The organism is Flavobacterium sp. W21_SRS_FM6 (assembly GCF_052119645.1).
Taxonomy (GTDB): domain Bacteria; phylum Pseudomonadota; class Gammaproteobacteria; order Enterobacterales; family Alteromonadaceae; genus Paraglaciecola.
This window is the reverse complement of sequence record NZ_JBGQOM010000010.1, coordinates 126,170-139,977: the sequence shown is the minus strand read 5'-3', so window position 1 is coordinate 139,977 and position 13,808 is coordinate 126,170. Positions and strand designations below refer to the sequence as shown.

At 42.3% G+C, this 13,808-nt stretch carries 11 protein-coding genes; 7 read left to right on the top strand and 4 right to left on the bottom strand.

Features of this window, described 5'->3' with window-relative positions:
- Positions 1 to 273 precede the first annotated feature (273 nt).
- Positions 274 to 1,284, bottom strand: coding sequence for a zinc-binding alcohol dehydrogenase family protein (locus ACEN2L_RS16340; protein ID WP_441745229.1), 1,011 nt, complete (start codon positions 1,282 to 1,284; stop codon positions 274 to 276).
- Between the two features lie 231 nt (positions 1,285 to 1,515).
- Between ACEN2L_RS16340 and ACEN2L_RS16335 the strand changes: the two genes are divergently transcribed.
- The 3 genes from ACEN2L_RS16335 to ACEN2L_RS16325 all read left to right on the top strand — a co-directional run bounded on the left by ACEN2L_RS16335 (position 1,516) and on the right by ACEN2L_RS16325 (position 3,649).
- Complete coding sequence (locus tag ACEN2L_RS16335) at positions 1,516 to 1,890, top strand: MbcA/ParS/Xre antitoxin family protein (RefSeq protein ID WP_306021627.1); 375 nt, start codon at positions 1,516 to 1,518, stop codon at positions 1,888 to 1,890.
- A gap of 6 nt (positions 1,891 to 1,896) precedes the next feature.
- Positions 1,897 to 2,658: an RES family NAD+ phosphorylase gene (locus tag ACEN2L_RS16330; protein WP_441745228.1), complete on the top strand. Its 762-nt coding sequence runs from the start codon at positions 1,897 to 1,899 to the stop codon at positions 2,656 to 2,658.
- A gap of 88 nt (positions 2,659 to 2,746) precedes the next feature.
- Positions 2,747 to 3,649 (top strand): WYL domain-containing protein, encoded by a 903-nt coding sequence (locus ACEN2L_RS16325; RefSeq protein WP_441745227.1) that lies wholly within the window; start codon positions 2,747 to 2,749, stop codon positions 3,647 to 3,649.
- Positions 3,650 to 3,668: 19 nt separating this feature from the next.
- Here the strand turns inward: ACEN2L_RS16325 and ACEN2L_RS16320 are convergent, their stop codons facing one another.
- Together ACEN2L_RS16320 and ACEN2L_RS16315 are read right to left on the bottom strand one after the other, a co-directional pair.
- Positions 3,669 to 4,226: an AAA family ATPase gene (locus ACEN2L_RS16320; RefSeq protein ID WP_441745226.1), complete on the bottom strand. Its 558-nt coding sequence runs from the start codon at positions 4,224 to 4,226 to the stop codon at positions 3,669 to 3,671.
- A gap of 70 nt (positions 4,227 to 4,296) precedes the next feature.
- Positions 4,297 to 4,476, bottom strand: coding sequence for a DUF6435 family protein (locus ACEN2L_RS16315; protein ID WP_306021631.1), 180 nt, complete (start codon positions 4,474 to 4,476; stop codon positions 4,297 to 4,299).
- A 324-nt stretch (positions 4,477 to 4,800) separates the two neighbouring features.
- Here ACEN2L_RS16315 and ACEN2L_RS16310 point away from each other — a divergent pair, with 324 nt between their 5' ends.
- On the top strand, positions 4,801 to 5,604 hold the full coding sequence (locus tag ACEN2L_RS16310) for a hypothetical protein (protein WP_441745225.1): 804 nt from the start codon (positions 4,801 to 4,803) through the stop codon (positions 5,602 to 5,604).
- Between the two features lie 68 nt (positions 5,605 to 5,672).
- On the opposite strand, the gene ACEN2L_RS16305 is transcribed toward ACEN2L_RS16310, so the two are convergent.
- A complete protein-coding gene (locus ACEN2L_RS16305; protein WP_441745224.1) occupies positions 5,673 to 7,817 on the bottom strand; it encodes a hypothetical protein in 2,145 nt (714 codons plus the stop codon).
- 394 nt (positions 7,818 to 8,211) lie between these two features.
- On the opposite strand from ACEN2L_RS16305, the gene ACEN2L_RS16300 reads away from it, so the two are divergent.
- Genes ACEN2L_RS16300 through ACEN2L_RS16290 form a run of 3 tightly spaced genes read left to right on the top strand, consistent with a single transcriptional unit; the run spans position 8,212 to position 13,806 of the window.
- Positions 8,212 to 11,919: an ATP-binding protein gene (locus ACEN2L_RS16300; protein ID WP_441745223.1), complete on the top strand. Its 3,708-nt coding sequence runs from the start codon at positions 8,212 to 8,214 to the stop codon at positions 11,917 to 11,919.
- The gene (locus ACEN2L_RS16295) at positions 11,916 to 12,551 is read left to right on the top strand and encodes a condensin complex protein MksE (RefSeq protein WP_441745222.1); all 636 of its coding nucleotides are present in this window, start codon (positions 11,916 to 11,918) and stop codon (positions 12,549 to 12,551) included. Before ACEN2L_RS16300 ends, ACEN2L_RS16295 begins: the two co-directional genes overlap by 4 nt.
- A gap of 34 nt (positions 12,552 to 12,585) precedes the next feature.
- A complete protein-coding gene (locus ACEN2L_RS16290) occupies positions 12,586 to 13,806 on the top strand; it encodes a hypothetical protein (protein WP_441745220.1) in 1,221 nt (406 codons plus the stop codon).
- Positions 13,807 to 13,808: the final 2 nt, after the last annotated feature.

The window sequence follows — 13,808 nt, the reverse complement described above, 5'->3', positions numbered from 1 at the left end:
TCCATATGATTGGCACATAATTTGCTGTATGGTGGGGTAAGAATTGCTCAATTTTGAGTAAAGGATTCTATTTCAAAAAGGAAACAAGATGATTACCGTTTTAGTTGCAGTTGGCGTAATGTTAATGATGCTTTTAGTCGCGGCCGAGTGGTGCAGCCGTAAAGATCAAGATCTTATTGATAAAGCTGAGAAAAATTAAGCCCTAGCGCTATCCAACAAATCACAGCAACACAGGGGCTTCTAAGCTTATTGTTGCTGCAGGTTCTGTTGAATTTAAAAACCTTCTAATACAATTTTCCCAATCGCTTTGTTACTCTCGCTAAGCTCATGTGCACAGCGCAAGTTCGTTGCATTGATCCGTCCTAAATGATGGCCAAGCGTTGTTTGAATTGTGCCTTCATCGATAAGAGCACCTATGCGGTTAAGCAAGTGATGTTGTTTTATCATATCCTCGGTATGAAATTTAGCGCGGGTGAACATAAACTCCCAGTGTAAAGAAATACTCTTATCTTTTAGTAAGTTAAGGTCGACAGAAGAATTGGCAAACTCAATAATACCCAATTTACCTTGCGGTTTTAACACTTCAATAAGGGTACCAAAGTGTTGGTCGGCATGAGTGGTACAGGCAACATGAGTGACTTCTCCTAAGCCTAGAGCGTCAATTTGAGCTTTAAGTGGCTGTCTGTGATTGACGACATAATCAGCCCCAAGTTGATTTACCCAATCTTGACTCTCCTGACGTGATGCTGTTGCAATCACTGTTGCCTGAGTAAGGTGCTTGGCCAATTGAATTAGGATGGAACCAACACCACCAGAACCGCCTACAACTAACAATACTGGTTTGCTATGGGCAGGTTTATTGATGTCCAAGCGGTCAAACAGCATTTCCCACGCGGTAATCGACGTTAAGGGCAAAGCCGCTGCCTCGGCGTTAGTTAAGGTATTTGGTTTAAAGCCGACGATGCGTTCATCTATTAACTGATACTCGGCATTACTGCCGCTGCGAGTAATATCGCCGGCATAATAAACAGCATCACCTACTTTAAAAAGACTCACCTCAGCGCCAATGCTTTCTACAATACCGACGGCATCCCAACCCAGTACTTTCGCCTGGCCTTGAGGGTCTACATTTTTGCGAATTTTACAATCAACGGGGTTGACAGAAATCGCCTCTATTTTGACTAATAAGTCTCGTCCTGCTGGAACGGGTTTATCCATTTCAACATCGACTAAGGCCTCAGGTTGACTAATAGGCAAAGAGGAAAAATAAGCAACGGCTTTCATTAGGTTCACTTTTTCTTGGGATGAGGTGTCGCTTTATAATGAGCTTACATACGCTAAATTCAATGTTTTTCCCTCATACTTAACATCCTTTGTTTACTGATTAAAATAAAAATATGTCGCATATGCATCAAAATCAATAAATATGTGACATTTGCGTATTTTGGAGCTAGGATAGGTTTGAATACACAGATTCTTATCTAACCCGTTTTGTCCCTAACAAAGGAGTTAACGATGTCAGCGCTTGCTAATATCAAAGAGTCAAAAGACCGGTCCAGTGTGTTACTAAAAGCATTCAACAATGCCTGTGCTGAGTTAGGCGTGAATAAAGCCACCGCGGGTAAAATTATCGGGGTAAACCGCTCAACGTTGTCCCGTAAAGAAGGTATTGGCTTGGGGGCTGAATCAAAGTCATCTGAATTATCTTTACATTTTATTCGGCTTTATCGATCTTTATTTGCCATATCAGGCGGCGATCAAGGTTTTATGCGTCATTGGTTCATAACACCTAACAGCGCCTTAGGGGGCAAGCCAGCTGAACTGGTGCAAACAGTGCAGGGATTAATGCAAACCAATGATTATCTTGACGCAATGCGCGGCAAAATATAGCTGGCCATGATGTCGCTAACTAATTTTACTGAGTGCTATAAACAAAGTCCGTGTCCTATTTCATATTCGGGTAGGGTAAAACGCTTAGTTGAAACGCAAGAAGTAGCGGCGACCATGAAATTGGTAGACGACCTAGACGAACAATATTTATTAGAGCAAATGTTGGATGAGGTGAAACCGCGTTACAGGTCAAATACAGAACACATGCATTATTTGCTTAAAACCCCTTTTCGATACCCTCCATTGAAATATGGCTCACGTTTCGGTAGCCGTTTATTACCGAGTTTTTTTTACGCCAGCGAAAACGAAAAAACAGTACTAGCTGAAGTGGCTTATTATCGTTTTGTGTTTTTACATCACATGCAAGATCCTTACGAAAAGCCCATTCACTCACAACATATGATGTTTAGTTTGCAGGTCAACAGTAATCTATGTGCCGACTTAAGCCTACAGCACTTCAACTCGTTTGAAAGTGCGTTAGTCAGTGTTGATAATTATCATTTTTGTCAAACTGTGGGTGAGTATTTGCAGATAAACCAACAGATTGAAGTGATCCGTTATCAATCAGCGAGGGCGCAGGATGGTATGAATATCGCCATTGCCAAACCCACTGCCATTGTGTCTAAAGAGCCTGAGTCTTGCCAAAATTGGCTCTGCTTAACTCAGAGTAATAAGGTCAGTTTCACGCAAGCAGGCCAAGGTCAGCCTTTGACATTTAATTTGCATGATTTTATTCACAAAGGGGTATTGCCCGTTCCTGCCGAGTAAGGCAATCAAAAAGGTGTCATCAAAATGATTGCTTGTTGAATAAATTGCGGGTAATCTGACTACATGTAATCAAAATGAGTTTATGTTAATGTCTCAACACGTTCTAGATATTCAGCAGCAAATTGCCGCTCTGAGCCATGCTCAACAAGACCGATTAGCTTTTATTGATTTTAGCTTGCAGTATTTTGGCCACGTGGCACGCACAGAACTTATTCAACGATTTCAGACCGGTTTAGCGGCTAGTACGCGCGATTTTACTACCTACAAAGAACTGGCTCCGGACAACTTGCACCTCATACATCAAACTAAACGCTACCATCGTGGTGAGCATTTTAACCCCCTGTTTAAGCACAATCCCGAAGTGATCTTAACCTCTCTCAGTCGAGGTTTTGGAAATGGTATTTCAAGTGGGGTACAACCATCCGAACAGTGTTTTGATGCGGTGCGGCTAATCCATCCCGATGCCAATATCATTGCCAGTATCATGCGCGCCATTCATAACCGATTAGCGATTAAATGTCGTTACGTTTCTGTATCATCGGGCGAGAGTGAGCGGGCAATTGTGCCGCATTCAATTGTAAATAATGGTCATCGCTGGCACGTGCGTGCTTATGACCGCAAGAGCAACACATTTCGCGACTTTGTCTGTACCCGTTTTACTCAGGTTGATGTGATGTCCAGCGCTATTCGTGTGCATGAGGCAAGTGCCTACGACGAACAATGGCAGGGTATGGTTACTTTGCGCTTAATTCCTCATCCAAGCTTGTCTAGCAGTCTTGCTATAGAGCTGGATTATGCGATGGAAGAGGGACATTTAATCTTGCACTTACGCGCTGCCATCGCAGCCTATGTATTGCGCCAGTGGCAGGTGGATTGTTCCGCCGAGCATAACTTAGTCGGGCAGGGGTGTCAGTTGGCACTTGCTAACCATGATGTCCTTGAAAAAATTGAAAATGTAGGACTAACATTGGGGGCTACGCTGAGTCGATAATAGTCGCCATAAAGAGGGCTTAGATTTGATTAGCGCGGATGTGATAGTTCACTCGTTTATATAATAATTCACCCAAGCGCGGCTCATCACTTGCTAACACATACAAGCCCGCTTGCTGGCTGCACAATTTAAATACGTAGCTGACTTCCTGATTAGCATAGCTGCCGATGATATGGTCAGTGTTGTCGTCCAAACCAAAGAGAGCCTCTGCTTCATCAAAAAATAAGATGGCTTTGGTGCTTTGTGCTTCGGCAATGATGCGCGCCACATTTTTCTCAGTTTCGCCAATATACTTTTTTCTCAGTTCAGCAACATCAAGTCGATAAACCGGTGCGTTAGCGAGGTGGGCAAGTTGATTGAGTATGAGTGCTTTGTTGCTGCTGCTGTGGTCAGATAATAAAAGTGTGACAATTTCACCTTTAGCCGCTTTGGTCACGGCATCATGTAAACTGGCTTTGTTTTCATCACTTAGCAATGCATCACGTTTTTGATCATTCGGATGTGAGAATATCGCAAGTGCAGAAACAAAGGTGCGCTGGTGCTTTAAAAATACTTTTCTATAAGCCTCTGTACTCACTTTAAGACTCCTTCAAACAGTAAATGTTAGAGTGTGGAGTATGTTGTGAATTTTCGCCAGTGAGGGAAAACTAAGGCTTTTTTTTCGTTTCAATGTCTAAAATTTGTTGCCACAACTTTTCAGCCTCAGCGGTAAGCTCTGAATATTTTCGAATGTCGCCTTTACGTTGTGCGAGCATCGCTTCAGTAGACAGTTGATCGTAGGTCTTTCGAAGTTTTTTGCTTGGATCAGATTTGAAAAAAGAAAACATGGATAATCCCTTAATAAAATTTCGATTTTGTACGCTTTGCAAAAGTAATGTGATCACTCAAACCGCGCGCTTTTTTTCAAATTGTAACAGCTTTGCACAATACTTGTCCCTGTTTGTATTTAAGACCATCTCAGCCCTCATCACGACTTTAGGTAGGTAGAAAACCTTCTAGCTTGCATTCATTGAATTAATTAATCGCTTTCGTTGTAATAACGAAGTGTCAGTGCCAAACTTGATTGGTTAATAATTGACCAATTATGATTATTCCCTTGATTTACTGTCTCAATGCGATTTTACAAATAAGGAATATTGAAAGGAGGTACTATGTACAAAATATGTAAAGGACTTATTCTCAGCAGTTTGTTAATCAGCTTCATTGCAGATGCAGGACTGATTCGAGGTGCTGGTAGAGGTGGAATAACAGTGAGTTTTGGTACCATTGATTTACTAGTGCCAACCTCAGAGATTAATGAGTTTGGCTTGTTAAATTGGGATTATTATTCAAACATCAATCCTGCTGTTCCCTACGACAGCGTGTATGTCCCGCCTGGTTATCCTATGGCAATGGCGGTACCCGATTTCTGTTTTGTTTCCTTGGGCTCAGGTCAGCCATTTGAAGATGATCCCTGTTACTGGCAATTCAATGAAGGTGAGCGACTTGAAGTCATCGGATCGACAGTCTCATTTTTTTCACTCGCCATTCAAAACATTACTTGGCGAATATTTGAAAGTGATGCAGACCCCTTCATAGATGCCCCTCTTTTTGAATTTGATAATCGCTTCTCATCAGTTGAAAATACGGGGGATAGAAGCCAGCGACGTCAACTCTATTTAGATGCTGCAATGCCAAGAGATTTAGCGCCAGGAGAATACCAGGTTCAGGTATCAGTGACTCAAACTGCGCCGGTTGGCTATACGTTTTACGCGGCGGATGCAATATTTTATGATGAAGCCTGCTTTGGTGAGCCAGAAAACATAATATGCTCTCGCTTGGGCAGTGTATCAGGTAATACGTTTGTGAGAAGCGGCATAGATCGAATGGTTGTGGTGAGTGAGCCTAGTATAGTGCTTATCATACTTACAGCCCTATGTTGCCTACTTGTTAGAAGAAAAGTTCAAACCAAATAGTTGTTTTATTGGCCAAGGAAACATTAAGGCTGCCACATCAGTCTGATAATTGCACTTTTCTAAGCTAACTAAAAAATGTTGAGTTGCTTTACTTCTTCTCTTTCTTTTTGCAGATGATCATCAATTTTTATCATTATGTCTTTACCAGTATCGGTTTCTAACAGCGGTGCGATAATGGGGTCATATTTTGTCCACCATTGTCGCCAGCCATTTTCAAAAGCGTTGCTTAGTTCTTGTGATGCAAGTTTTTCGTTATTATTTAAGGCAGCTAAGCGAGCCCCTAGGTAATCTGCAAATGCATCTTTAATATTTTCTTGCCGAGCATTGTCTAGTTGACGTTCGCACTCTCTCAGTATTGGTTGCGATTCTTTGTTGTTATCCTGCTCAACAAGTGCCCAAGCTATTTCGATGGCGGGGCTGCATAGCGGCATATTGTATAACTCGCCATCGGAAAACTCTGTCAACAAGGGAACAAGTAATTTTTCTGCGGCGCTATTGTTACCAATAAGCATCTGATAAAAGGCGGTTTCAAATCGTACCCATGGGTCATCTGGGTTAGCTAATATTCTTGTGTTCATTTCATCGATTAACTCTGAGTGTTTTTTCTCTATCAATAAAAAAGTCGGAATATAAAAAGAGTCTGAAGTAAGTTTTCGCGCTTCATTGACCAAACCGAGCTCGAGCAGCAAACCGATATAACTTTTTTCATATCGATCGTTATCAGGCGATATTGAATGAGCTTGTTTCCAATAAAGAATACTCTCAGAGTAATTTGCTCTGTTATATTCAATACTAGCCATTCCAGCATAACCCAGCGGTGAATTTGGAAATTCTGAAATGAGTAAGTTATATTGGTTTTCAGCTTCTTGAATAAGGCCTTGTTGAGATAAATAAAACCCTCGATTAGATTGATTAGCTATGGAAATAGGATCAAGTAAGTAGGCTTTCTCTAAGGCCTGCCATGCTTCTGAATATCTCCCTAGTTTGTCTAAGACCGCAAATTTCCACATATAAGATTTTGCGGAGCTTGGACTCAATTTAATCGCTTTATCAAGAAAGGATAATGCTTCGTCACTTTGTTTACTCAAATAAGCTAAAGTTAGTCCTCGAATAGCATAGGCTTCAGATAACTCGGGATTTCTAAGCAAGGCCTTTTCGATATTTTGTTCTGATAATTGACGAGCAATATCACCATCAAGCACACCAAAAAAAGCATCATGCCCGATGCCGTTTGTTCCTTTCGCCAGCATTGCAATCGTATCAGCCAACGCCACATAAGCCTGTGCATATTCAGGATCAAGGCCAATGGCTTGTTCAAATAATTTACGTGCGGCTTTCATCGATTCTGGGGTTTGTTTGCGATATTGCTCACGGCCTTTGAGATAAATCACATAGGCATCAGTGCTTTTGGTGGAGGCGCTGTTGGTTAACGAGCCCGTTTCGATATAGGTGTCTTGCAGCATATTAACCGTAGAACGGGCTATCTCACTTTCGACGATAAATATATCACTGAATTTACGGGCGAAGGTTTCGCTCCACAATACCTTGGCATCGGCAGCGTCTACTAACTCTACTCGTATTTTGAGCTGATCGCCTATGACTCTGACACTGCCCGTTAACGCCGTATCTACCTGCAAACGCCTCGCGATAGTGACAGGGTCAAGGCCTTTTTCTGCCAATGCACTCGTTGAACTAGATGCTGCGACTTTAAGGCCATCGGTGCGACCTAATAAACTGGTGATTTCCTCGGCTAAGCCTTGCGCCAAAAAGGCTTGATCTTGGTCGGCACTGGCATCTTTAAAAGGTAGAACGGCTATGGAGTCAGCGATGAAGGTTTGTTTGATGCCATCGCTCGCTTTGGCAAACTCTATTTGAACATTCGAAAAATAGCGGTATGCCACGAAACCTGAGCCTAAAGTGATAAGTAGTAGAATGGTCCAGCGAGATAAACCAAAAGGGGATACTTTACCTGTTTCATTATCAGCAATAGCCACCAAGCCGTCCATGGTGAAATCGAAATACCATGACAAATACAGCATCACTGGCATTCCAGCGAACAAGGTAACAGCCACTAGAGTATTAAATAAAGGAGAGAGGTTAACCATGGGGGTAACAACACTGACGATTTGCAATATCAGCCATACAAACCCTAAATACGGCACAAAGGTTTGAAATACTTTACGGCGACGAATTTCTGCAAATAAACTAGGCAAAGTGATTCTCATCTTAATTATTCAAAGGCTAAAAAAGTGTAAAATTCACCATTGCACCCCATAAATCGAGAAAGCAGCAAACGTCTGGCTATAACGATGATATTACGCAGTTTATTCAGAAAGTTAAGTGTGATGGCGAAATAATCTACTTAATTTTTACAATGGGTAAATATTCGTCTCACATTGGATTTAGGGGATTATTTAGCCACTTCAAAGCCAAGATTTTAAACCCGCTTAGTATTTAGGCATAAGCGCCCTAGTTCAGCTGAAAAGCCCATATTCTAGGGTATGAATAAGGACTAAAACTCGGTAATATTCGCCCCATTCTTTTTGCTTGCCAGTGCTTATTTTGCAGCGGCTGGAAGCGCCAAATTTAGCTAGTAGTAGGTCATTTATGCCTGGTTTACATCGCATTATTCTTATTGATACTCATTTGCCCGGAGTGGTTGAGTTAAAGCTCAAAGGCCACACCAATATATGTGGCACAAACGCCTCAGGTAAAACCACCTTACAGCGATTGATTCCGGTATTTTACGGCGAGTATCCAAGCCGCGTAGTACCCGCAACTCGCGACAGTTTTGAACGTTGGTATTTACCCCGAGAATCCAGTTTTATCATTTACGAATATGAACGTAACGAGCTCGATCTGTGTCAGGTTGTACTAGCCTCTGGTGGTAATGGGGTGAATTATCGTTTTGTAGGTAAACCATTTGAGTTGAGTGACTACCTCTATAAAAACAATGCGGGTGAGCATGTCAGCGTTTCGATGAATGAATTGGCGCGCAGTTTGAAACGCTCAAACATATTGGTCACTAACCTTCTCAATACCAAAGACTATCGCGCCATATTACAAAACGATCGTGGCGTGTTAAACGGCACCGCCAATAGCCGAGAATTACTGGGTTATGCACGCATTTTTAGTTTGTGTGATGGTAGCCACCATTTACGCCATATCGAAAAATTAGCGAAGGCGGTGCATTCTAAAGAAGGCAAAATGGAAACCATTAAAGCCATGATTGCCGCCATTTTAGAAGAAGATGGTGTACAGCCACCTACATCCAGCTTGAGCCGGAATCGGGTTGAAGATTGGATCCGCGAATGTCACTTGATCAAAGAGTTCGATGAAATTCGCCCAGAGTTTGCCAAGTTGGAGCGCGCGGATCATGAACTGAGCCAAACAGAAGGTCGATTGGCTGAATTGAAATTACAATTTGATTTTGACCTGAGTAAATTAGCTGCCAGTATTATTCAATTGCAAGGCCAGTTTGATGAAACCTTACTGGAGGTAAAAAAACAAGAAGGCGAGTGGGCGAACAAGCGTGATGGACTAAACCAGCAATTGTCTGCAGCTAAGGCGGATAGCCGTAAACTTGAAAAAGATCTCGAGCAAGTTGAAAAAGAATTTGATGATTGGCAAAACCAAGATATCGAAACCTTGCAAGCCAACCTGCAATTGCTTCCGCAATGGACCAGCGAATTAGATACCGCTAATACCCGCTATCAACTACTCACTGAAAAACACCAAGATGTTGAGTCTGCTTTTAACAAACGAATTGCTGAGTTAACCGAAAAATTGAACATAGAGCTTGAAGGCTTTGGTGAGCAAAAACAAAACTTGCAAGATAAGTTGTCTGAACAAAAGTCGCAGGAACACCAGCACCTGCAAGAAATTAAACAAGACTTTGCTGAGCAACAAAGTCAATTAAGCAGTGAATTTCAGGAGCGTTTTGGTGAGCTTAAAATACAACATGCTACCTTAAGTGCCAGCATTAAAAATGCAGGTTTTAGTGAGTTTGAGCAAAGCCAAATTGATTTACTTGATGCGAGCATTAAAGAGCTAAGCCACATTGAAGATGAAACTCGCGATAAATTTCGTGCGGCTCAGCAGGGCCATCAAGGCGCACAGCAGCAACGTAGCAAAGCGAATGATGCCTTAGAGCAAGCTAGAAAACAGTATTTGCAGCAACAACAGCAGGTCAATAAAGTTGAAGCGCTGCTGTATCCAGGTCACAACAGTTTATTAGAAGTGTTACGCAAAGAGCAGCCGGGCTGGGAACAAAAACTGGGTAAGGTGATCCACCCAGAACTATTAAAACGCAGTGATTTAAAGCCAAGTTTTAGCCCAAGCAATGACAATCTGTTTGGTTTACAACTTGAACTGAGTAATGTGTCGGTGCCTGAATATGCGCAATCTGAGCAAATATTGCAGCAGCGCTTACAAGAAGCTCAGGCGACCTTAGCGACCTTGCTAGATGAGCAAAATGAAGCAGAGTTATTGCTGGCGAAAGCCAGTGAAGACGTGCGTAACAAAGAGCTGCAATGTGCGAAATGTGAAAGCGATACCCGTACTGCTGAAGCTAAGCGTAAACGGGTGCAGCAAGATAAAGAATTATTGCAACAAGAGTATAGCCAAGCCTTAAGTGAGCGTAAGCTGCATAACAAAAACGCCTTGAAGAAAAATGAAACGCAGCAAGGAAAAGAACAAGCCTTGTTTGCTGAATCTAAACAGGCCCTGCAAGACCAATTACGTGAAGCGCAAACTGAACATCAATTTCACTGGCAGCAATTATTAGGTGATACCCAACAGCAAGTCAGTCAAGTTGAGCAGTACATGCAAAAGGCCAGGCAAACTGCCGCGCTTGATAAGAAAAAATCCGAACAATGGTTGGCTGATGAATTAGCCAATCGTGGCGTTGATGTGGATGAAATAGGCAGCTTACAAAAGCTGATCAAACAGCTTAAACACGATATCCAGCATACCGAAACCCATAGGCATAAAGTTAAAGACTATGAGCACTGGTATAAAACCATCTTCACTGGTCATAAGTTAAGTTGGCAACAACAGTTGGCTAAAGCAAAAAAAGTCGCGAGCAGTGCTGAACGCGAATTAAGCCAAGAGCAAGCCAACTTTAAAGCCTTAATAAGTCAGTTAAAACAACAACAAACTGAGTTTGAGCACAACTTAAAAACGGCCAAGGAACAAGAGTTGGATGTGCAAAATATCAAACGCTTGTTAGCTAAAATTAGTTTGGCTGCGGCTGAATTCACCGCGCAGCAAGGGAGCTCTGAAACCTTAAATATTGCCCAGCGTATTTCCGAGGGGCAGGGGCTTTTACAAAATCGTGAAACCTTACTGGGCGATATTAAAGTGTATGTGGAGCATTTTGATCAACTCATCGCTGCACAAGCTGGTACGGGGTTATCGGATACCTGGGAGCGTTCACGTGAAGAATGCGCCTATGTTAATGACAAAGGTATTCGTGGAGTTGACCACCGCCGTTTAGTGAGTCATCTCGCTCGTTTGTTAAATGAAATTGTACCGCAAAAAATGCAAGGTCTACGGGAGCAAGGACGAATTTTCGGCGCTGATTTAACGCAGTATTACAACGTACTGGAAGACATCGACAAACGTATTGCTAGCCAAAGTAAACGGATCAGCAAAGAAGTGGACGAAGAGCTGTTTTTAGAAGGGGTGTCTGAGTCTGCAGTGAAAATACGGTCACGCATTAGTGAGCTTGAATTTTGGCCTGAATTAGCGCAATTTCAAAAACTCTATCATGAGTGGATGAGTGAGGGCGCCAATGAACTACCTGACGATGATTACGCGCAAAGTATGCGAAAAGTGTTAGACATTCTTGGCCGTGCAGCCTTAAGCGGTGGTATCAGCAAGTTACTCGACATTGAATTACATTTGCGAGAGGGAAACAGTGATTTGGTTATTCGTACCGACCGTCAGTTAAACGAGTCTTCCAGTCACGGTATGGCGTATTTGATCTTGTGTAAGTTTTTATTAGCCTTTACCCGTTTATTACGTGGCAGTGCTAACGCAACCATCCATTGGCCAATTGATGAACTGGGCACATTGCATCAAAGTAACGTGAAAAAGATTTTTGATGCCTGTCAAAACAACGATATCTGTGTGGTGGGGGCCTTTCCAAACCCTGAGTCAGAAGTACTGACCTTATTCGAAAATCGCTATTTGATTGACAAAGGCACGCGCAAATTACAGGTAGTGGAGCCCAAAATAAGCGCGATCACCGAACGCCTAAAGCAAGCTAAAGCACGCCAAACACAGCACAACGACACGGAGGCACAAGCATGATCACTGAACAAGGTCGAATCCTAGAGTTATTGTTGTCTGGTGCTTTTATTTGTCAAATTAGTGATGAAGAGGCATGGCGCTTTCTTAAAACCTCAGGCAACAGTGACAAAATCGAAACACAACTAAATGTGCTCAATCGTACCTTAGCTAGCGCAGCTGAGGGGGATGTGTTTTTTGCAGCGTATCAAAGTTTGTATGATAACGAACGCAAACAATTAGGCGGTCAGTTTCAAGAAATCTCCAGTCAATTAATGCCTTTAGTTGAATGGCTATTGTTAGTGCAACAAGCCAATGGCTCAGATGTGCCTGTGACTCAAGGTACGGCAATTCGTCTAAATGAGTTGCAAACCACCATCGAAGACACACCAGCCTTTGCTGAGCAATTGGAAAAAATATCCCGTAATCGTTTGTTTGGCTCTACGAGTACCCAGTTAGATGGGCAACTTAAATTGGTATTTAACCGCTTAACTCAGTTGGGTTATTTACTTAAACCTAATGTCGAAAAACAAATATTTATTGCCACTGGCAAAGTTGAATATTTATATGACGTGCTCAAATTTATTGATGAAACTGAAGCCTTATCGTTAACTGAACAAGCTGAAAATGCGGTGCAACAAGGTAGTTTACTATGAGTTTGGCCTTAACTAAGCTTTGGAGTGTTGGCCGATGAACCAGCATTTACAACAGGCAGGCGTTAGGCTTCTTAATGCGCTGAGCCGCCATGCGGACTTAATCATGCAGGTGTATTTATCGGGGACCTTAGACGAAAGTAAATACAGCCCAAAAGTGATCGAAAGTTTATGTCAGCTAGGTATATTGTGGCGACCGGAGTCTGACACTCAGCTGCGTTTAAAAAGTGCCGTGCGTAATTTGCTTGAAGGCAGTTTGCATGATGAGCGTAATCGTCAAATCGATGCCAATATTGGTTCGGCCTTAGCCAGCTTAAAAACATTGGCCCAACATTATAAAGAGGCCCTATATCACAGCCGCTACGCCGAAGCTGACGCCCATTTGTCCGATTTAACTGAGCATGTGTATGCGTTGACTGAGTCATTGGCGAATAGTGTGCGAGTGCTGTTTAGTCGTATTAATAATGAGTTTGGTTATGTGGCATCAATTGATGCCAAAATTCGTGAAAACGAGTTAGCGCAAAGCCAAGTCAGTGAATTGCTTAAACAATTAGAGATGTTTCGCTTTGATGAGTTAAGTGAGCTTGCTGGAAGTAACCGCGAGCTACGCCATTTACTTGTCGTCACGCTACAACATAGTTTCTCGAAAGTGATTCAGGAGCTTTCAATTGTTCAAGCTCGTTTACTGGAATTAATTGGCCGTTTTCGTGAATTTAAAGGCCGTACTCAGCTGCTGAAAGGCTTTTTACTCCACATGGAGCAAAAGCCAGATTTTAGCCCAGTAAATTACAGCCAGTTAAGCCAAGTGCCTATGTTGTTTAATCAAGCAGCTGCGTTAATTAAACCTGCAGCCGTAGATGTGCATCGCATTGAACATGAGCAAGATTTACAGCAACTGGTTGGCGCGATTAAAGCCTTTAATCGTTCGAATACCTCTCATCAACCTGAGCGAGCGGCACAAAAAATTAATGTGGAAGAACAAAGTTCGGCGCAGTTTGCTGAAGATAAACTTAGGTTAGCGGTAGAAGCCTATTTTTGTCAGGTTATTGATAGCGGTGAGCGTTTAACGGCACTTGATTATCATCAACAGCATGCTCTTGAGTTTGATCCAGAAGTGTGGATTTACCAAGTGGTTGGCGGATATCAAGGCTTGACCATGGAAGAGCAAAGCTATTTTGCATTAGATACCAATGGCGAAGCTCATCCCATTTATTCGGGTAATTACATTATTCGTGATGTTGAACTGGGTTTAAGATAATA

Bases quoted from the DNA above. Each gene is read 5' to 3' on its own strand.
- ACEN2L_RS16340 (WP_441745229.1), bottom strand. From the start codon at position 1,284: ATGAAAGCCGTTGCTTATTTTTCCTCTTTGCCTATTAGTCAACCTGAG.
- ACEN2L_RS16335 (WP_306021627.1), top strand. From the start codon at position 1,516: ATGTCAGCGCTTGCTAATATCAAAGAGTCAAAAGACCGGTCCAGTGTG.
- ACEN2L_RS16330 (WP_441745228.1), top strand. From the start codon at position 1,897: ATGATGTCGCTAACTAATTTTACTGAGTGCTATAAACAAAGTCCGTGT.
- ACEN2L_RS16325 (WP_441745227.1), top strand. From the start codon at position 2,747: ATGTCTCAACACGTTCTAGATATTCAGCAGCAAATTGCCGCTCTGAGC.
- ACEN2L_RS16315 (WP_306021631.1), bottom strand. From the start codon at position 4,476: ATGTTTTCTTTTTTCAAATCTGATCCAAGCAAAAAACTTCGAAAGACC.
- ACEN2L_RS16310 (WP_441745225.1), top strand. From the start codon at position 4,801: ATGTACAAAATATGTAAAGGACTTATTCTCAGCAGTTTGTTAATCAGC.
- ACEN2L_RS16300 (WP_441745223.1), top strand. From the start codon at position 8,212: ATGCCTGGTTTACATCGCATTATTCTTATTGATACTCATTTGCCCGGA.
- ACEN2L_RS16295 (WP_441745222.1), top strand. From the start codon at position 11,916: ATGATCACTGAACAAGGTCGAATCCTAGAGTTATTGTTGTCTGGTGCT.
- ACEN2L_RS16290 (WP_441745220.1), top strand. From the start codon at position 12,586: ATGAACCAGCATTTACAACAGGCAGGCGTTAGGCTTCTTAATGCGCTG.